13 protein-coding genes are annotated in these 20,294 nt (G+C 62.6%); 11 read left to right on the forward strand and 2 right to left on the reverse strand.

Features of this window, described 5'->3' with window-relative positions; translation table 11 throughout:
- Positions 1 to 164: 164 nt before the first annotated feature.
- From ACT7DV_RS08640 to ACT7DV_RS08665, 6 genes are all read left to right on the forward strand, one after another.
- A complete protein-coding gene (locus ACT7DV_RS08640) occupies positions 165 to 1,157 on the forward strand; it encodes an ABC transporter substrate-binding protein (RefSeq protein WP_444661820.1) in 993 nt (330 codons plus the stop codon).
- 83 nt (positions 1,158 to 1,240) lie between these two features.
- Complete coding sequence (locus ACT7DV_RS08645) at positions 1,241 to 2,827, forward strand: sugar ABC transporter ATP-binding protein (protein WP_444661822.1); 1,587 nt, start codon at positions 1,241 to 1,243, stop codon at positions 2,825 to 2,827.
- Complete coding sequence (locus ACT7DV_RS08650; RefSeq protein ID WP_444661824.1) at positions 2,824 to 3,846, forward strand: ABC transporter permease; 1,023 nt, start codon at positions 2,824 to 2,826, stop codon at positions 3,844 to 3,846. The genes ACT7DV_RS08645 and ACT7DV_RS08650 overlap by 4 nt, the downstream gene beginning before the upstream one ends.
- Positions 3,843 to 4,838, forward strand: coding sequence for a galactofuranose ABC transporter, permease protein YjfF (gene yjfF / locus ACT7DV_RS08655; protein ID WP_444661826.1), 996 nt, complete (start codon positions 3,843 to 3,845; stop codon positions 4,836 to 4,838). Before ACT7DV_RS08650 ends, yjfF begins: the two co-directional genes overlap by 4 nt.
- 173 nt (positions 4,839 to 5,011) lie before the next feature.
- Positions 5,012 to 9,625, forward strand: a complete 4,614-nt coding sequence (locus tag ACT7DV_RS08660) for an alpha-L-arabinofuranosidase C-terminal domain-containing protein (protein ID WP_444664811.1) — start codon at positions 5,012 to 5,014, stop codon at positions 9,623 to 9,625.
- Between the two features lie 113 nt (positions 9,626 to 9,738).
- A complete protein-coding gene (locus ACT7DV_RS08665) occupies positions 9,739 to 10,530 on the forward strand; it encodes an enoyl-CoA hydratase/isomerase family protein (RefSeq protein WP_444661828.1) in 792 nt (263 codons plus the stop codon).
- On the opposite strand, the gene ACT7DV_RS08670 is transcribed toward ACT7DV_RS08665, so the two are convergent.
- Entirely contained in the window at positions 10,517 to 12,064 is a 1,548-nt protein-coding gene (locus tag ACT7DV_RS08670; protein WP_444661830.1) for a long-chain-fatty-acid--CoA ligase, read from the reverse strand. The genes ACT7DV_RS08665 and ACT7DV_RS08670 overlap by 14 nt on opposite strands.
- Positions 12,065 to 12,255: 191 nt before the next feature.
- Between ACT7DV_RS08670 and ACT7DV_RS08675 the strand changes: the two genes are divergently transcribed.
- Positions 12,256 to 13,017 carry a VOC family protein gene (locus ACT7DV_RS08675; RefSeq protein WP_444661832.1) on the forward strand — a complete coding sequence of 254 codons (762 nt, stop codon included), beginning with the start codon at positions 12,256 to 12,258 and terminating at the stop codon, positions 13,015 to 13,017.
- Here the strand turns inward: ACT7DV_RS08675 and ACT7DV_RS08680 are convergent.
- Positions 13,014 to 13,805 carry a GNAT family N-acetyltransferase gene (locus ACT7DV_RS08680; RefSeq protein ID WP_444661834.1) on the reverse strand — a complete coding sequence of 264 codons (792 nt, stop codon included), beginning with the start codon at positions 13,803 to 13,805 and terminating at the stop codon, positions 13,014 to 13,016. The genes ACT7DV_RS08675 and ACT7DV_RS08680 overlap by 4 nt on opposite strands.
- 64 nt (positions 13,806 to 13,869) lie before the next feature.
- Between ACT7DV_RS08680 and fdhD the strand changes: the two genes are divergently transcribed.
- The 4 genes from fdhD (at position 13,870) to ACT7DV_RS08700 (ending at position 20,279) form a co-directional block, all read left to right on the forward strand.
- The gene (gene fdhD / locus ACT7DV_RS08685) at positions 13,870 to 14,700 is read left to right on the forward strand and encodes a formate dehydrogenase accessory sulfurtransferase FdhD (RefSeq protein WP_444661836.1); all 831 of its coding nucleotides are present in this window, start codon (positions 13,870 to 13,872) and stop codon (positions 14,698 to 14,700) included.
- Positions 14,701 to 14,757: 57 nt separating this feature from the next.
- On the forward strand, positions 14,758 to 17,079 hold the full coding sequence (locus ACT7DV_RS08690; RefSeq protein ID WP_444661838.1) for an FdhF/YdeP family oxidoreductase: 2,322 nt from the start codon (positions 14,758 to 14,760) through the stop codon (positions 17,077 to 17,079).
- A 92-nt stretch (positions 17,080 to 17,171) separates the two neighbouring features.
- The gene (locus tag ACT7DV_RS08695) at positions 17,172 to 18,626 is read left to right on the forward strand and encodes a nucleobase:cation symporter-2 family protein (RefSeq protein ID WP_444661840.1); all 1,455 of its coding nucleotides are present in this window, start codon (positions 17,172 to 17,174) and stop codon (positions 18,624 to 18,626) included.
- A gap of 177 nt (positions 18,627 to 18,803) precedes the next feature.
- Complete coding sequence (locus ACT7DV_RS08700) at positions 18,804 to 20,279, forward strand: HNH endonuclease (protein WP_444661842.1); 1,476 nt, start codon at positions 18,804 to 18,806, stop codon at positions 20,277 to 20,279.
- Positions 20,280 to 20,294: the final 15 nt, after the last annotated feature.

The raw sequence follows: 20,294 nt of genomic DNA on the forward strand, positions 1-20,294 counted from the left end.
GAGGCTCACGCATTTGGGGCAATTCCGTAACAAAAAAAGAAAATTCACCCAGGCTCTTCCAAGGTGAAATTGTTAGCGCTAACATTGTGATCACCGACACAGGCATCCCGCATTCGGAATCAATCACTCGACAGTCGGCGGGGACCCACGAGAAGGACATCTCAATGAAGCGAAAGACCTTTTTACGCGCAGGAATTGCTGCGTTTTCTGTTGCCGCAATGGCGGCTTTGAGCGCCTGCTCAGGCTCGGACTCTGGCGGAACCGCCGCATCTGGTGGCGGTTCGGAAACGATCTCCATCGGCTTTTCGCAGGTTGGCGCTGAATCGGGGTGGCGGGCGGCGAACACCAAGGACATCCAGGACACCCTCACCGAGGCCAACGGCTTCAAGCTCAGCTTCTCCGATGCCCAGCAGAAGCAGGAAAACCAGATTCAGGCGCTTCGCTCGTACATTGCCCAGGGCGTAGATGTCCTGGCCTTCTCACCCGTAGTGGAGACCGGTTGGGATGCAGTGCTTCAGGAAGCGAAAAATGCCAACATTCCAGTAGTCCTCACCGACCGTGCGGTCAACACCGCGGATGACTCGCTTTACGCCTCATTCATCGGTTCTGACTTCGTAGAAGAAGGCAAGCGCGCCGGCGATTGGGTAGCGGAAAACTTCAAGGATGAGGAACTCAACGTAGTAGAGCTGCAGGGCACGACAGGATCTGCCCCCGCCATCGACCGCAAGGAAGGGTTCGAAAAGGCGATCGCCGGCACTGACATCAAGATCATGGACTCCCAGACCGGCGATTTCACCCGCGCCGGTGGCAAGCAGGTCATGGAAGGGTTCCTGAACTCGCATGACGACATCGACCTCGTCTTCGCGCACAACGACGATATGGGCCTGGGCGCTATCGAGGCCATCGAGGCAGCGGGTAAGAAGCCGGGCGAGGACATCAAGATCGTCACCATTGACGCAGTCAAGGATGGAATGCAGGCCCTGGCCGACGGCAAAATCAACTACATCGTCGAATGCAATCCGCTCCTCGGACAGGACCTTGCCGAGATCGCAAAGAAGGTAGTCGCTGGCGAAACGGTGGAGAAGCGCATCGTCGTTGAAGACGCCGCTTTCACCCAGGACGAGGCTGCCAAGGCCTTGCCAGAGCGCAAGTACTAAGCGCCAAGTGCGCCATGATCCGGCGCATGGCACTCCTGTGCGCCGGATCATCAACTAGCAGCAGATCACGCACCCATAGAGGCATGTTAATGATTGCATCAGAACCTCAACAGCGGCCGAACGCGGCCGATATCCCTGAGCACCAACCAACTTTACCGGTAGTCCAGATGACCGGAATCACCGTGGAGTTCCCCGGCGTCAAAGCCCTGGACAACGTTGATTTCAGGCTCTTTCCTGGCGAAGTCCACGCCCTCATGGGAGAGAACGGCGCGGGAAAATCCACGCTGATCAAGGCGCTGACCGGAGTGAACTCGATTGCTGCTGGCAGCATCACGGTCAGCGGGGCCTCAGCGCGTTTCAACGGCCCGGCCGATGCGCGGGAGCATGGCATCTCCACGGTGTACCAGGAAGTCAACCTGTGCACTAACTTGACCGTCGCGGAAAACATCATGCTTGGCAGCGAACCGCGTCGTTTCGGCGGCCTGGACTGGCACAGCATGCGTCGCCAAGCCACAGTGTTCCTCAAGCGGATGGGGCTCAGCATCGACCCGGCCAGCTCCTTGGGATCCCATTCCTTGGCGGTCCAGCAGCTCGTGGCGATTAGCCGCGCCATGGTAGTCAACGCCAAGGTCCTGATCCTTGATGAGCCCACCTCATCGTTGGATACCGATGAAGTGGAACAGCTGTTCGACGTCATGCGCCAGCTGCGCCAAGATGGCGTGGCAATCCTGTTCGTCTCGCACTTCCTGGACCAGATCTACGCCATTTCGGACCGCATCACGGTTTTGCGCAACGGTGCATTGGTCCAAGAACGACTCACCAGCGAGCTGCCGCAACGGGAACTGGTCTCGCTGATGATCGCCGGCACCCCGGATGCGCAGGTAGGTCAAGCCAACGAGCGCAACTCCAGCGGTTCGCGTGCCGAAAATGCCAAGCCTTTGCTGCAGGCCGTAGGCCTGGGCCGCAAGGGTGCAGTGCAACCGTTCGACCTGGAACTTTATCCCGGCGAAGTCATCGGAATGGCAGGGCTGCTGGGTTCTGGGCGAACTGAACTGGCTCGACTGCTCTATGGCGCAGATAAGGCCGACGAGGGATCGATCAATCTGCAGGGGGCACCGGCAAAATTGCGTACCCCGCGCCAAGCTCTTGGGCACAAGATCGCCTACACTTCCGAGGACCGCAAGGGCGAAGGCGTGGTCGGCGACCTGACCGTGGCCGAGAACATCATCCTGGGACTGCAAGCCGCTCGTGGCTGGACCCGCCCAATGCCAGCGGCCAAGGCATCACAGGTCGTTGAAGCCTATATCAAGGCGCTCGGAATACGACCGGCCAACCCCCAAGCGCTGCTCAAGAACCTATCGGGCGGAAACCAGCAAAAAGTCTTGCTGGCACGATGGCTGGCTACTGCTCCGAAACTGCTGATTTTGGATGAACCCACGCGAGGCATAGATATCGGCGCGAAAACCGAGATTATGAACCTTGTTTCAGAACTGGCCGAGCAAGGCATGGCGGTGGTCTTCATTTCCGCTGAGCTGGAAGAAGTCCTGCGCCTCTCGGATCGCATTGTCGTGATGCGCGACCATGCGAAGGTTGCCGAAATACCCAGCAACCCAGACGTGGACGTGCCACGCCTCATTGAAATCATCGCTTCCGGGGAAGAAGACAAATGATCCGCATATTCAAACACCGGCTGTTCTGGCCGCTGGCCGCGCTGGCGGCACTATTGCTGGCTTGCAGCATCAGGCGCCCTGACATTCTAGGCATCACCGTCCTGGACGGGCATTTGTTCGGCGCCCCGATCGACATCCTGCGCAATAGCGCGCCGCTGCTGCTGGTGGCCCTGGGCATGACGCTGGTCATCGCAACCCGAGGCATCGACTTGTCAGTTGGGGCCACCGTTGCCATTGCCGGAGCCGTGGCCCTGACATTCATCGCCAGTTCGGAGCATCCGGGATCGCCGGGCACGGCGCTGGGCGCCATCGTGGTGGCCCTGGGATTATGCTTCGTGCTGGGATGCTTTAACGGCATGCTGGTGGCAAATTTCGGCATCCAGCCCATCATTGCCACGCTGATCCTGATGACAGCCGGCCGCGGCATCGCCATGCTGATCACCAATGGCCAGATCACTACGGTAGCCAGCGCGCCTTTTGGCACTTTGGCGTCCGGATTCTTGCTGGGGCTTCCGGTGGCCGCCATCATCGCCTACGGGGTCTATATCGTGGTAGCGCTCCTGGTGCGCCGCACCGCCCTGGGCATGCTGCTGGAATCCGTGGGCATCAACCCTGAAGCCAGCCGCCTTGCCGGGGTTAAATCCAAAACACTCGTATTCACCGTCTATGTCCTTTGCGGAATGCTCTCCGGTCTGGCCGGGCTGATCTTCGCTGCGAACACCATGGCCGCCGATGCAAACAACGCTGGCCTGTTCATCGAACTCGATGCGATCCTGGCTGTCGTGATTGGCGGCACGTCATTGGCCGGAGGCAAGTTCAATCTTTCGGGCACATTAATTGGCGTGCTCATCATTACGACACTGAGCCTGACGGTGACGGTGTTGGGGGTATCGCCGCTGGTGACCTCGCTCTTCAAGGCCATTGTCGTCATCGCGGTAACACTGATGATGTCCACGCGGTTGCGCGCCATGCTGGCCGGACTGCGTGAGCGCCGCCGTTTCCAGGAGGTCAACGCATGAGCACCGCAACTGCCACCACCACGCCCCGCGCTTCGCTGCGGCTCTCGCTGGACCGGCGCTACCTCCCGGTGCTGGGCACCATCATTGTTTTCCTCCTGATGCTGCTGGTCGGCGGCCTGCGCTACGAGAATTTCCTCTCGCCGGCGGTGATTTCCAACCTCTTCATCAATAATGCGCACCTCATTGTGCTTGCCACGGGCATGACCTTCGTTATCCTCACCGGAGGCATCGACCTCTCGGTCGGCGCGGTCCTGGCCTTGTCCTCGGTGATCACAGCAACCTTGCTGGAGGCCGGAGTCCCACTGGCCTTCGTGTTGCCGGCAGCCTTGCTGGCCGGCTCGCTCATCGGCCTGGGCATGGGAGTGATGATTCAATACTTCGACGTGCAACCGTTCGTGGCCACCCTGGCTGGGATGTTCCTGGCCCGCGGCCTGTGCTTCATCTTCGCGCCAGAATCGGTGCCAATCCGGCACGAGGGCTTCACCGCGTTGACCAACTGGGGCCTGGCGGCCGGGCGATGGCGGTTGACCGCGGCCGTGCTCATCGCGCTGCTCGTCGTTGCCGGGGCCTGGTGGACGCTGCACCGCACGCGCTTTGGTCGCACCGTGTATGCGGTCGGCGGTGGCGAGCATTCTGCCACCTTGATGGGGCTGCGAGTAGCCCGCACCAAGGTGATGGTTTATGTCATCTCCGGCACTTGCGCCTCGCTGGCCGGTATCCTGTTCGCGATGTTTTCCCGCTCAGGATATGCGCTCACCGGCGTGGGCATGGAACTCGACGCGATTGCGGCAGTGGTCATCGGCGGGACGCTGCTCGTGGGCGGCATGGGGTTTGTCGCGGGCTCAGTCGTGGGCGTCATGGTGCTTGGGCTGATCCAAACGATCATCACGTTCGAAGGAACGCTCAGTTCCTGGTGGACCAAGATCGTCATCGGTGTCTTGCTGCTGATCTTCGTGATCCTGCAGCGAATACTTTCCCTGCGGAGGACCTAGTGCCGTAGCGGAAAAGGTTCAGGGTTCGGCACGACCGTGCCGAACCCTGAACCATATCCAGCCGCCGCTCGGCGGCGAATATCCCTTTGCGAGAACGGTGTCTTTTGCCAGAACCCGTCCTCGTCATCACGACGTTAGCACGTCGAACTACCTCATGGAGGTTCAAGTAAGTGATGCATCCTCGTAAACGATGGGCGGTGCCATTGGCGCTGCTCGTGACACTGTCCATTCCCGCCTCGGCACTGGCCGCGGTTCCACAACTGGCTAGGCCGAGCTTGCCTTTTGCCACCTCAGATGCAGATGAATCAGCTGCTGATTATTCAGCCTACGTCTTCCCGTATTTCACCGGTGAAAGCACCGACGACGGAGAGAAAATCCACCTGGCTGTCTCGCAGGGCGATGATCCCAATAGCTGGTACACCCTCAATAATGGCGAACCCGTCTTGGAATCGACGCTGGGAACCAAGGGCCTGCGCGACCCCTTCTTGATCCGTTCCGAGGACGGCTCCAAGTACTATCTGCTGGCCACGGATTTGAAGATGTACGGCGGTGGCACCTTTGGCGACGCCCAGGAAACCGGAAGCCATTCGCTGATGATCTGGGAGTCGTCGGATCTGATCAACTGGTCGGAGCAGCGCGAAGTCAAGCTGGCTCCGGAGAACTCCGGCAATTTGTGGGCTCCGGAGGCACATTGGGACGAGGCTACCGGCCAGTACATCGTCTACTGGGCCTCAGCGCTCTATCCCGATGATGTTCCCGCCGACCAGCGCGATATCACGGACTCCTATCAGCGCATGATGTACTCGACCACCACTAATTTCGTCGACTTCTCCGAACCCAAGGTGTGGATCGACGAACGCCAAGGCTCGGGGCTCGGGATGATCGACTCCACTGTCGCCGAGGTGGGCGATACCTACTACCGCCTGACTAAGGACGAGGGCGACATGAGCGTGCGCATGGAGTCCTCCCCTGAGCTGCTGCGCACCCAAGGAGTGAGCGAAGGCGATGGATGGGACATGATCACGGAGCATATCGGCGTAGGCCAGCCGAACCCGTGGGGAGGAACATTCACTTCGGGCGAGGGGCCGACCATGTTCCCCTCGCTGACCGATGACAGCTGGTATCTGATGATCGACCAGCCTTCATACCATGGCGGCAATGGCTACATGGTGTTCGAAACCGATGACCTGGCCGGAGGTGACTGGACCAGTGTTCCCGATGCGAAGCTGCCCACCAGCCCGCGTCACGGAACGGTCCTGCCGATCACTGCCCAAGAGCAGCAGGCGCTGATCGCAGCCTACCCTCCCGGCGAGGAGCCAGACCCCCCGGGACCCGTGGTCCCGGGCCCGGACCCTGAACTTCCAGCGGGCACCTTCCGCGAGGAATTCGACGGGGCCGAACTTGATAAGAGATTCTCCATCATCAACGAGCAAGCAGGCGCATGGCAGCTGAAGGACTCGGCGCTGACCCTGACCTCCCAGCGAGGGGACACCTGGCAGGATTCGAATGACGCCAAGAACCTGTTCATGGTCGATGTCCCCGCGGGCGACTTCTCGGTGGCAACCCACCTCACCGCTCCGGTATCCAAGGATTTCCAAGGCGCGGGGCTCCTGGCTTGGAAAGACTTCGACAACTACGTGCGTGCGGGCCTGGCGCATGTCTCCAGCGCTCCGGGCGGGCCAGTTGTAATTGAAAGCGCCGCCGAATCGGCGGGAAGCTATGCTTCCCAGTTCACCGCGCGTCCCGAATCAACCACCGAGTGGTTGCGCTTAGACCGCAAGGGCAAGGAAATCACCGTTTCCTACGGCGATGCAGAAGGCAATTGGGCGAAGGCCGCAAGCTTCAGCGTGGATTGGAATGCCACCAAAGTCGGCTTGTACGCGCTCGCCGCCCAAGACGGCACCGGCCATTCGGCTTCCTTCGACAGCTTCTGGCTCAACGAATCAGGTCCAGCGGACCTGGTCCCGGATGGTCCGTTCACCCTGGAGCCCGCCAAGGAGCTGGGTTTCCTGGCGGCCGATAAGAAGCAACGGCTGGAGCTGAGCAAGACCAGGCCCAGCTCGGCACTGCGATTCACTGCGGCCGAGGCTGCAAGCTCCGGCCCTGATGGCCAGCATCCACTGGTCCTGTCAGCCCCGGCGGGCAACGTGGACGTGAAAAAGGGAAAACTGCAACTGACCAAGGATGCTGGCACTGCATGGCGGCTGGTTGATGCAAGTGGCGGAAAAAGCCAACTGCGCCTGGCTGATGCAACTGATGGCCAAGCAGCATGGGCAGTGCGACATAAAAATGGTTCCTTACGCCTGGGATCGAAGGCCGATGCCGTGAGCTTCACCCTCGGCTCCGGTCAGTTGGGGCAGCAACAGCTGTCCATCGATGGCGACGCCACCGCGCATGAGATCAGCGACACGATGTACGGCGCCTTTTACGAAGATATCAACTACGCCGCTGACGGCGGGCTCTACGCAGAAATGGTGCGCAACCGCTCCTTCGAGTTCAGCGCCGCCGACAACAAGGAATTCACTGCGCTGACCGGATGGGAAACGGTAGGCGAAGCTGGCATCCACGTCAGTTCCGAGCGCGAGCAGTGGCTCAACGACGCCAATCGCGCCTATCTTGAGCTGGAGGCCCAAGCGCCGGGCGATGGAATACGAAATCTCTCCTACAACGAGGGCCTTGCCCTGGAGAAGGGCGCAAAGTACGACTTCAGCGTCTTCGCACGCTCGCCAGAAGCCAAAGAACTCGATGTCAAGCTCACAGATGCCACTGGTTCCAAGATTTATGGCGTCGCCACCATCGCTGTGGACGGCAGCGACCAATGGAAGAAGTACACCGCCACGATCAAGGCCAAGGACACTGTAGCTGCCGGCCGGCTGGCACTGTCTGCTACTGCGGCTGGATCGGTGAAGCTGGATATGATTTCGCTGTTCCCCCAGGAGACCTGGGTGGGCCCGGTGAATGGAAAATCCGTGCTGCGCAAGGATCTGGCAGAAAAAGTGGCCGACCTGAATCCGAGCTTCCTGCGTTTCCCGGGCGGCTGCGTGACCAACGTCGGAACCTTCGACACGTACTTGGAATCAGATGGCCAGGACCGCCAGCGAACATTCCAGTGGAAGGAAACCATTGGCGCAGTGGAAGAACGTCCGGCCAACTGGAACTTCTGGGGCTACAACCAGTCCTATGGCATCGGCTACCTGGAATATCTGAAATGGGCCGAGGACCTGGGGGCCACCCCGCTGCCGGTAGTCTCCGTCGGAGCCAACGGATGCGGTTCCAAAATTCCTGAAATGACTGATCAGGAACGCATCGACCGCTGGGTGCAGGACACCTTGGACCTGATCGAATTCGCCAACGGAGGCACCGACACCACTTGGGGAGCCAAGCGCGCGGAACTGGGCCATAGCGAGCCATTCAACTTGGAGTACATCGGTTTGGGCAACGAGGAAGTCACCAAGACCTTTGAAGCGAACTTCCCGAAATTCCGCGACGCCATTGCCGCTGAATATCCCGACATCACGATCATTTCCAATAGCGGGCCGGATGATACTGGAACCCGATTTGACGAACTGTGGAAGTTCAACAAGGACCAGGGCGTGGATATGGTCGATGAGCACTACTACAACGACCCGTCGTGGTTCCTGGGCAACGACGAGCGCTACGACTCCTATGACCGCAACGGCCCGGAAGTGTTCCTTGGCGAGTATGCCTCACGGGGCAACACCTTCGCCAATGCGCTCTCGGAAGCCGCCTACATGACCGGCCTTGAACGCAACTCGGATGTGGTCAAGCTTGCCTCCTACGCACCGATGTTCGCCAACGAGGACTATGTCCAATGGGCCCCTGACATGATGTGGTTCGATAACGACCAGTCGTGGGGCTCAGCGAACTACTACAACCAGAAGCTGTGGATGAACAACGTGGGCGATCAGGTGGTGCCTTCCGAGCTCAGCGGCAAGAGTTCCACCGCGGCTGATCTCTCGGGAGGGGTTTTCCTGAGCAGCTGGCAGACGAAAACCGCATACGACAACGTGTTGGTCACCGACAATAGTTCCGGACAGGAGCTGTTCAGCGACGACTTCTCCGACGATTCCAACTGGGAAGCCCAACGAGGCAACTGGGAGATCCAGGACGGTCGCTATGTGCAGTCGGATACCGGGATCGAAGACGCCCGAACCCTGGTCAGTGGAGCCTATGACAAGGACTGGAAGAACTACACGGTTGAACTGACCGCTCGAAAGGACGCTGGCAAGGAAGGCTTCCTGATCGGCTTTGCCGCCGGGGCCGCGGACAAGTTCTACTGGTGGAACCTCGGAGGCTGGGGCAACACCCGATCGGTGCTTGAACGGGCCGATTCGGCACGCCAAGGCGAGGTGGCGGCAGGTCCCAATCTCAGCTTGGAAACCGGCAAGGACTACCAGGTGAAGATCGTGGTCGATGGGAATACCATCAAGCTCTATCTGGACGGAGAATTCCAATTCCAGTACACCGAGCCGGCCGCCAAGCCGCTCTACCAGGTGGTGACGCGGGATACGGCCACCGACGAGCTGATCGTCAAGCTGGTGAACCCGACCGCCATGGCATCGCAGACGAAGATCTCGGTGGACGGCGTCAAGATCGGTTCCACGGCAAGGGCCACTGAACTGGTAGCCGCCCCTGAAGCGCAGAACACCAAGGAGGATCCGACCAACGTGGTGCCAAGGGAGTTCAAGGTCAAGGCCGGCAGCGAGGGCCTTGACTACGAGGTTCCGGCCCACTCGGTCACTTTCCTGAGACTGGCAGTGAAGTAACAGTCCTGCAAAGTCCGTGCGCCTGCCCCGTACCAGCGATAGATTGCTGGTACGGGGCAGGCGCCTTTTCACCCTGTGCCGATAAAACTGCAGTTCTGGGCAGGGAGGCAATTATGACTCGCGAAGCGAAAGTCCTGGTGGGCATCGAGGACTCAACCGCCACCGTCCTGCTGGATAATCCCGGACAATATAACGCGCTGACCAAGGACATGTGCCTGCAGCTGGTCGGCGCCTTCGCCACCCTGGCGGCCGATCCCGCGGTGCGCACCATCGTCTTGCGCGGAGCGGATTCCAGCTTCTGCTCGGGCATCGCCATCGACCAGATGGACCGGGTGCTTTTCGACACCGACGAACAGGGGGCGCTGATCAACCACTTCGATCTGGTGGACCGCAGCATCCTGGCCTGCGGCAAAACCACCATCGCCGTGGTGGAAGGCAATTGCTATGGCGGAGGATGGCAACTGGCCTCGGCCTGCGACATCCAACTGGCCAGCGACCAGGTGCGCCTGGCGATCACCCCGGCCAAGATCGGGCTGCTCTTCCCGCGCCCGGGCATTGAGCGGCTGGTGCGCACCGTGGGGGAGCACCGCGCCAAGTACCTGCTGTTTTCCGGGGCCCGGCTGCCGGCCGAGGAGATTGGCAGCTGGAACCTGTTCACCCGGGTGGTGCCACAGGCCGAACTCGAAACCCAGCTGGCGCAGCTGCTGGAAGAAGTGCAGGCCAATTCGCCCTACTCGATCGAGCGCACCAAGGAAGCCATCGCGCTGGCGGTCGCTGGCGAGGGAAGCGATGGCTGGTGGGACTCCGTGTGGGAAGAGAATGCGCAGAACCGGGACCTGGCCGAGGGGCGGGCGGCCTTCGCGGCGCACCGCGCCCCCGACTTCCGGCCAGCTACCCGATCTTGAACTGCGCGATCAGTTCGCGCTTGAGGATCTTGCCCGAAGGCCCGAGCGGGAACTGGTCGACGATCTGGATATGCCGCGGGTACTTGTAGGCGGCCATCTGCTCCTGGGCCCATCCGCCCAGCTGCTCGGGGCTCAGCGAAGAACCAGCCTTGAGCGTCACCGCCGCGGCAATCTCCTGGCCATGTACCTCATGCGGCACCCCGTAGACCGCCGCATTGGAAACCTCCGGATGGCTGGTGAGCACCTCCTCGATTTCGCGCGGATACACGTTATAGCCATTGCGCAGGATCATGTCCTTGGTGCGATCAAGGATGCGCAGGTAGTCATCCTCGTCCTTGGTGCCCAGATCCCCGGTGCGGAACCATCCGTCCACCACGGCTTCGGCGGTGGCGTCGGGGCGGTTGAGGTAGCCGGAGAAGAGGTTGTGCCCGCGCACCACCAATTCGCCCAGTTCCCCGCGCGGCAGCAGGCGGATTTCATCGGGATAGGCCGGATCGGCGATCTCCACGTCCACGCCCCACACCGGGGTGCCGACGGTGCCGGGGCGAGGTTCGCGCCCCACATGGTTGAAGCAGGCCACCGGCGAGGTTTCGGTCAGCCCGTAGCCCTCATGGATCCGCGAGCCGAAGCGCTGCTCAAAGGCGTTGAGCACCGACAGCGGCAGCGAGGCGCCGCCGGAGATCGCATAGCGCAGCTTTTCCGGCTTGCCCTCGCGTCGGGCACCGGCTTCCAGCAGCGCCACGTACATGGTCGGGACCCCGAAGAACACGTCGATGCCCGCATCCAGCACCAGGTCCAAGGCCGCTTCGGCGGTGAACTTGGGCAGCAGCATCACCTCGGCGCCAATGCGCAGGCCGGTGTTCAGCACGCAGGTCTGGCCGAAGGTGTGGAACAGCGGCAGCCCGCCAAAGAGCCTGTCGCCCTGGCGGATCTCCATGGTGTTCAGCAGCGTTGAGTGGGTTTGCTCGATCAGCGCCAAATGCGTTCCCAGGGCGCCCTTCGGCTTGCCGGTGGTGCCCGAGGTATAGAGGATCGTGGCGATATCCTCGGCCCGGCGCGGCAGGTAGGTGGTGATCGGGGTGGCTTGGGCGGCAAGGTCTTCGAGCCGGTTGCCGGCGCTGGCATCCGGGTCCATGACGGTCAGCAGCCGGACCCCGGAATGCTGCGCGCCCTTGGCGCCTTCGCCCAGCAGGCCGGCGGCGCAGATCAGCAGCTTCGCATCGGCATCTTCGAGCACATAGGAGATTTCCCGGGCCTTGAGCAGCGCGTGGATCGGCACCACGGTGGCGCCCAGGGACAGGATGGCGTAGTAGGCCCGGGCGAAGTCCGTGACGTTCGGGATGAGCACGGCGACCCGGTCGCCCTCGCAGATGCCCTGCTCTTTCAGCGCCCCGGCATAGGCCCTGGTCTGATCCCAGAGATCGCGGTAGGTGGTGCTCTGCCCATTCATGGTGATGGCGATCAAGCCTGGATAGCGAGTGGCGCCCTCGGCGAGAATTGCAGCCACCGAGAGGGTGAGATTGGAAGTGCTCATTGACGTCTCCTCGATACCGCAGGGATAGGAGTGTGCCCTGCGTCACAAACAAGCGTAATGGAACCGCGGTTCAAATCAAGGCATCCGGTTTCGTAATAATCCCTATTTGTGCCTTGAATCCGTTGCTGATCTGCGGGGAACCGGAATAGACTCAGCCCATCGAGCAGGACTGAGCGCGGAATGGGGTAGCGATGCCAGGAGCCAGGGAACCGCGGGCCGAACCTTGCTGGGCGGATTTGCTCACCAGTGATCTTGATGGTGCCATCGAGTTCTATTCGAGGCTTTTCGGCTGGCAGTATGATGCCCAGTACAGATCCGATGGCTACCTGGTGGCGCTGCTCGACTGTGAGCCGGTCAGCGGCTTGGTGGCCAATGACCCCGAGTTCCAGGCGCCGGATGCCTGGACCACTTACCTGAATGTGGCCGATATCCATTCGGCGATGTTCGCCACCAAGCTGCATGGCGGCAAGAGCTACCTGAAGCCGGTGGCCATGCCCGGGCAGGGTACCGTGGCGTTGATCGGCGATCCAGCCGGTGCCGGGGTGGGGCTCTGGCAGGCTTTTGCAGCCGCCAGCTTCCCTGTGAATCGCAGCCACGGCCACCGCGTCTGGAATGAGCTGCACACCAAGCACTTCGAGGTCGCCGCCCGATTCTACCGCGAGGCGTTGGGCTGGGATCTAAACCCGGTCTCCGATTCCCCCGAATTCCGCTACTACACGCTGGGCCAGGGCTCAGATGCGGCCGCCGGCCTCTACGACATCGCCGGCCAGGACTCCACCGAGGGCTGGCGCAGCTACTTCGCGGTGGATGACGCCGATCGGGCCGCGGCCCTGGCCGAAGAGATGGGCGGGCGCGTTCTCAGCGCGCCGCAGGATTCCTTCTTCGGTCGCACCGCGATGCTGGCCGATCGCGGCGGTGCGGAGTTCGCGGTGATCGCCCCGGCCAAGAGCTAGGCGCGCTCCCAGAGGTACGGGGTGGTCGCAGAAACCTTCACCAGGCCCTGGGCTTCGAGGATGGGCCGCGAATATTCGGTGGAGTCGCTGTGCACGAAGCAGTATCCGCTCCCCGCCGCGCTGCGTGCCCGGGCATCGGTCAGCGCCCGATAGATGCCACGTCCCCGGTATCCGGGCAACACCCCGCCGCCCCAGAGCCCGGCGAATTCGGTGTTGGCCACCGGCTCCAGCCGTCCTGCGCCCACCATCTGCCCGTCAATGCTGGCCACCCATAATTCCATGCCGTCGTTCTTGGCCAACCGGGCGATCAGGGCCTGGGTGGTGGACGGATCGTAGGGTTCCCCGAAGGCTTGATCAGCCATGCGGCACATGGCCTCAACCTCGTGATCTGCGCTGATCTGTCGCAGCTGCACGCCGGAAGGCGCTGGCTGGTCGCTGAACAGCGAACTCATTTCGCCGATCATGATCGACTCGGGGTCTTGGGCGGTGAAGCCCAGGGCCCGCAGCTTCTGATCCAGCCCTGGGGCGTAGTCATGCCCGCGGGTCTTGAACTCCACCTTCGTGATCTGTGGCTGGCAGCTGAAGTAGTCCAGCGCTTCTTCGGCCAGATCGGCCAGCAACGGATCGTGCCCGGTGATCCGCGGGTAGGTGATGAACCCTCGCCCGTGGGCGAAGGTCACCAGGCGCAGCGGGCCCAGGCGCTGAACCTGCAGCGCGCTGGGGGTTTCGGCATCGGTGCGCAGCTGCCGGTCGTAGAGGTCCAGGAAGTGTTCGCGTGAAGCGGTCATTTGCCCAGTCTATGATCTCGGTGCCAGACTTCAGTCACGTGCAGTTGTAGTTCAGGAGTGGTTCATGGGCCGTAAGATCGTTCGCCGCCGGGTTATTCGCGCCACGCGAGAGGGCGGCTGGCGCCCGCGCGAGGAGAAACTGGCCGGCGAGGAACCGTTGGAAATCCGTTTCGGGCATACCTCGTACACCACCTCGATGCGCACCCCGGGCGACGATTTCGACATGGTCGCCGGATTCCTCGTGGGCGAGGGCATGATCCGCAGGCCCGAGCAGCTGCTTTCCCTGCGCTACTGCGCGGGCACCGATGAGGAAGGCAACCAGACCTTCAACGTCATCGAGGTGCAGCTGGGTCCCGGGGCCACGCCCCCGGATGCGGCGAAGGCGCGCAATGTGGTGACCAGTTCGGCCTGCGGGATCTGCGGCACCAATTCGATCGACGAGGTGCGCAAGAAGGCCGGGTTCGAGCTGGATGCCTCGGCCGGGATGATCGAGCTGGAAACCTTGCTGGATTTGCCCGACACCCTGCGCGAGTCGCAGAAGCTGTTCTCTTCCACCGGGGGAGTGCACGCGGCGGGGCTGTTTTCCACCGCCGGCGAATTGCTGATCCTGCGCGAGGACGTGGGGCGGCATAATGCGGTGGACAAGGTGATCGGCGCGGGGTTGCGAGCCGGGATGCTGCCGCTGAAGGATTCGGTGCTGCAGGTATCCGGCCGCGCCTCCTTCGAACTGGTGCAGAAGGCCGCGATGGCCGGAATCCCGCTGCTCACCGCGGTCAGCGCGCCTTCCTCCCTGGCCGTTGACCTGGCCGATGAGACGGGCCTGACGCTGGCGGCTTTTTCGCGCAAGCACAGCGTGAACATCTATACACATGCGCATCGGGTGAACAAGGCGTAGCCTAGTAATATGTGAGCTGGATATCAGCACCGGCCACGCGACCAACAGGAGGGTCTCATGCATCGTTCGGCACCCAAAAAAGACATCAACGAAGATGATCTGAAAGTCACCGAGCCAGCCCATGCCGCCGCGGGCCTCAAGGCGGTCATGGTCTCCATGGAGCGCGGCTTCAGCCAGGCTGGGCCGGTGCGAACCCTGCGCTCGATGCTGCGGGTGAACCAGCATGGCGGCTTCGACTGCCCGGGCTGCGCCTGGCCCGAATCCATCACCGAACGGCGCAAGCCCGCCGAATTCTGCGAAAACGGCGCCAAGGCCATCGCCGAGGAAGCCAGCGCCCGCACCGTCACCCCCGAATGGTTTGCCCAGCATTCCATTGAGGACCTGCGCGACAAGACCGAATACTGGCTGGGCTCCCAGGGCCGCATCACCACCCCGATGATCATCCACGAGGGCGAGAGCCACTACCAGGCGATCAGCTGGGCCGAGGCTTTTTCCACCATCGCGGAGCACGTGAACGCCACCACCGCCGATCGCTGCGTGTTCTACACCTCGGGGCGCACGGCCAACGAGACCGCATTCATGTACCAGCTGCTCGCCCGTTCGCTGGGCACCAATAACCTTCCGGACTGCTCGAACATGTGCCACGAATCCTCGGGCACCGCGCTGAACCCGACGATCGGCATCGGCAAGGGCACCGTCTCGCTGGAGGACTTCGAGCACACCGAGCTGATCTTTGTGGTTGGCCAGAACCCGGGCACCAACCACCCGCGCATGCTCTCCGCACTGGCCGACGCGCGCAAGCGCGGGGCCCGCGTGGTCGCGATCAACCCGCTGCCCGAAGCCGGCTTCTTCGGATTCAAGGATCCGCAGACCGTGGGCGGCATGCTGGGCAAGGCCGAGCCCGTGGCCAGCGACTTCCTGCAGATCAAGGTGGGCGGGGACCTGGCCCTGTTCCAGGCCTTCGGCCACCTGCTGCTCGAAGAGGAGAAGAAGAACCCGGGAACCGTGGTGGACCACGAGTTCATCGCCCAGGTGACCGACGGATTCGACGCCTACCGCGCAGCGCGCGCCACCCTGGACTGGGAGGCCACCGAAAAGGCCACGGGCCTGACCCGCGAGCAGATCACCGAGATCGCGCAGCTGCTGATCAAGTCCAAGGCCACCATCATCTGCTGGGCGCTGGGCCTGACCCAGCAGCCGCACTCGGTGCCGACGCTGAAGGAAATCATCAACCTGCTGTTGATGCAGGGCAACTTCGGCAAGCCCGGCGCCGGCGCCTGCCCGGTGCGCGGCCACTCCAACGTCCAGGGTGATCGCACCATGGGCATCTGGGAGAAGCCCACCGAGAAGCTGCTGGCCTCGATCGACGCCGAATTCGGCATCAGCTCCCCGCGTGCCCACGGCTACGACTCCACCGAAACCCTGCACGCCTTCGAAAAGGACGAGGTGGACGTGTTCGTCTCCATGGGCGGCAACTTCGCGCTGGCCAACTCGGACACCGAAGCGCTGGAAGCCGGGATGCAGCGGGCCAAGCTGACTGTGCACATCTCCACCAAGCCCAACCGCTCCCATGTGGTGCACGGCAAGACCTCGCTGATCCTGCCCACCCTGGGCCGCACCGACAAGGATGACAAGCACCCGGGCGGAGCGCAGTTCCTCTCGGTGGAGGACTCCATGTCGGTCATCAAGTCCACGCGCGGACGGCTCACTCCGGTCTCCGAGCACCTGCTGGCCGAACCGGTGATCGTCGCCCGCATGGCCCAGGCGATCCTGGGCGAGGACCACCCGGTCAACTGGCGCGCCATGGCCGAGGACTATGACGTGATCCGCGACCACATCGAAAAGGTGCTGCCCGGCTTCGAGAACTTCAACGCCCGGGTGCGGACCAAGAACGGCTTCGTGCTGCCCAACCCGCCGCGCGACACCCGCTCGTTCGCCACCGACATCGGCAAGGGCCGCTTCACCGTCTCGGACTTCGAAGCGCTTGAAGCTCCCGAGGGCCACCTGATCCTGCAGACCATGCGCAGCCACGACCAGTACAACACCACCTTCTACGGGCTCGATGACCGCTACCGCGGCATCAAGGACGGCCGCCGGGTCATCCTGGTCAACCCGGAGGACCTGGAGCAGACCGGGTTCAAGGACCGCGATCTGGTGGACGTGATCTCCACGTTCGCCGGCACCGAGCGCCGCGCCAACCGCTTCCGGCTGGTTTCCTACCCGACGGCCAAGGGCTGCGTGGCGGCCTACTACCCGGAAGCCAACGCGCTGGTGCACCGCGATCTGGTGGCCCGCGAGTCGAACACCCCGGGCTTCAAGGCCATGATGGTGCGCTTCGTGGAGCACACCCAGCAGCCCGGGCGCACGCTGGATAGCTGATCTATCGGGCTCATGCGGGAGAATTGAGGGCGGGGCGCATCCCGCCAACGCCGGATGCGCCAATTTGCAGTCCACCGCAGAGGATTTTCCCCATGAGCGCAAGACCCGAAGACGAACGCCTGAGCCCCGGCCGCACGGTGGCCTACGGCTTCCAGCACGTGCTGACCATGTACGGCGGAATCATCGCCCCGCCGCTGGTCATGGGCGGGGCGGCCGGCATGGACACCGCGCAGATGGGCGTGCTGGTGGCCTGCTGCCTGTTCATCGGCGGCCTGGCCACGATCCTGCAGACCCTGGGCATCCCGTTCTTCGGTGCCCAGCTGCCGCTGGTGCAGGGCACGTCCTTCTCCGGGGTGGCCACCATGATCGCCATCCTCAATGGCGGCGGAGGGATGCCCGCGGTTTTTGGCGCGGTGCTCGCCTCGGGTGCGATCGGCATCCTGATCGCCCCGTTCTTCGCCAAGCTGCTGCGCTTCTTCCCGCCGGTGGTCACCGGCGTGGTCATCACCATCATCGGCGTCTCGCTCTTCCCGGTCACCGCGGATTGGGCCATGGGCGGGTCGGCCGCCGGCGATAGCTACGGGTCGATGAAAAACATCGCCCTGGCCGCGATCACCCTGCTGATCCTGCTGGCCTTGTCCAAGTCCGGGGTGGCCGCCTTCTCGCGCCTCTCGATCCTGCTCTCCATCGCCCTGGGCACCCTGGTGGCTGTTTTCATGGGCATGGCCGACTTCTCGCAGGTGCTCGCCGGCGACATCTTCGCCGTGCCGGCGCCCTTCGCCTTTGGTGCCCCGATTTTCGAAATCAGCGCCATCATCTCGATGATGATCGTCATCCTGGTGACCTACACCGAGACCACCGCCGACATGCTCGCGGTCGCCGAAATCACCGGCTCCAAGGTGGATTCGCGCCGCATCGCCAACGGCCTGCGCGCCGACATGCTCTCCTCGGCGGTCGGCCCGATCTTCAATACCTTCACCCAGTCGGCCTTCGCGCAGAATGTCGGACTGGTCGCGATCACCGGGGTCAAAAGCCGCTTTGTGGTCGCCGCCGGTGGCGGCATCCTCGTGGTCCTGGGCCTGCTGCCGGTGCTCGGCCGCGTCATCGCCTCGATCCCGCAGCCGGTGCTCGGCGGCGCCGGCGTGGTGCTCTTCGGTTCGGTCGCCGCTGCCGGCATCCGCACCCTGGCCAAGGCCAAGGAGGACAATATGAACATGCTGATCATCGCGACCTCGCTGGCCTTTGGCTGCATCCCGATGGTCAAGCCCGACTTCTACGCCGCCTTCCCTGCCTGGGTGGGCACGATTTTCCAGTCGAGCATTTCCTCGGCGACGATCATGGCGGTGCTGCTGAACATCATCTTCAACGAGCTGAACTGGGGCAAGAAGGAAACCTCGCAGCGTTCCATCTACAAGCTCCAGCTTGACGGCCTGGTCGACGGCGATCACCTCGTGGACGGCAAGCTCTACGACCAGCAGGGTTTGGAAGTGCAAATCATCGCCGAGCAGCCCGGCCAGGCCGGCGATCGGCCGATGCCGCCAGGCTAGATTCGTGTTGCACGCGTTCGAACACCACGACCTCGTGCGCGCCTATTCCGCTCGGGCCCTTCCGCCCTGAATCCGAAATTACCATCGCTGACTGGTGGCTTTACTGTGTTCTAAAAGTTATCCATCCGCAACCAAATCATCGAAGACATGTTCGATCAACCCGCGTAGAATAAGAACATGTCCGAAACCAGGATCCCCCGCACGGGCACCCCCAGCCCAGAGCACGACGGCCCCTTCGCCGCCGTGGTCAAGACACTGGAATCCACCCTGGCCCTGATCGAGGACCACGGAACCGCCGAAGAATCCCTCACCGGCATCGCCCGCCTGGAAAACGTCATCTCCTCCCTGCGCTACCACCAGGCAGCCCTCGCCCACCAGGCAGAAATCAACGTCGTACGTGCCAACGCCCAACGCGGCAACTTCAAGCAGCTGAACCGCGGCACCGCCGCCACCATAGCCCTCGCCCGCAAAGCAGACCCCCACGGCTACCGCGAATACCTCGAAAACTGCCGCATCCTCTTCAACGACACCCCGCACCTGGCCGCCGCCTACAGCCGCGGCGAATTCACCGAAGCCCAAATGCGTGCCATCCTCACCCCGCTGCGCATCGTCAAGGCCGAACGCCGCACCGAATTCGACAACCTCTACGCCAAGAACCCGCAGATGTTCGCCTGCCAGGGCACCAGGAAAATCAGCGAGACCGTCCAGGACTTCACCCTCGCCTACGCCTCGGACGACCAGTGCAAAGAGCAGAAAAGCGCCGAAGAGCAACGCCGCATCAAATTCACCCCGCACCCCGCCACCGGCATGATGAGCATCCACGCCGAACTGCCCATCATCGCCGGCCTGGCCCTGAAAAACGACATCAAGGCAAAATCCACAAGCCTCAAAGCCCACGGCGACGAACGCACCCGCGCGCAAATCGAAGCCGACTACCTCGCCAGCTTCTGCACCAGCCCGGACGCGACAGTGCCCATCAACCTGAGCGTCGGGCTGATCATGACCGACAAGACCCTCTTCCTCGGCGACCGGCAGCCGGCCTACCTGGACGGCTACGGGGTCATCGCCCCGCAATACGCGCGCGAACTGCTCGCCGGGCAGGAAATCCTGAACAACATGACCCTGGCGGAAATGGCCGCCGCCCGGCCCCCGGCCTTCATCCACGCACTGGAAACCACGGTGGAGCTGATCCGCCTCTATACCGCTCCCGGGGACCGGGAGCTGATCGCGATGGACTCCACGGCGCGGATCTTCCCGGAGAAAATGAAGAAGTTCATCAGAACCCGGGACCGGCGCTGCCGCACCCCGTTCTGCGACGGGATGATCGAGGAAATCGACCACGTCACCCAGGCCTGCCTCGGAGGGCCTACCTGCGTGGCCAACGCCGATGGGCGGTGCAAGTTCTGCAACCAGGCGAAGGAAACCCCCGGCTGGCAGGAAATCGTCATCTGCCGCGGGCCGCACCGGATGAAAATCTGCACCAGCATGGGACCGACGTATCATTCCACCGCGCCGCCGGCGACAGGTTTCGCGCATCAGCCCTACCCGCAGTGCATGAGTGAAGCCGACTGGGTGCGCTCCTTCGAGGACTGGCTGAACCAGCCGCCTGATACCGGGAGTGGTCCGCCGGATATCGGGGATATCCCTGCCTGAAGGCGGGCAGCTGCC

The sequence above is a fragment of the Glutamicibacter sp. TV12E genome, from assembly GCF_052441935.1.
Taxonomy (GTDB): domain Bacteria; phylum Actinomycetota; class Actinomycetes; order Actinomycetales; family Micrococcaceae; genus Glutamicibacter.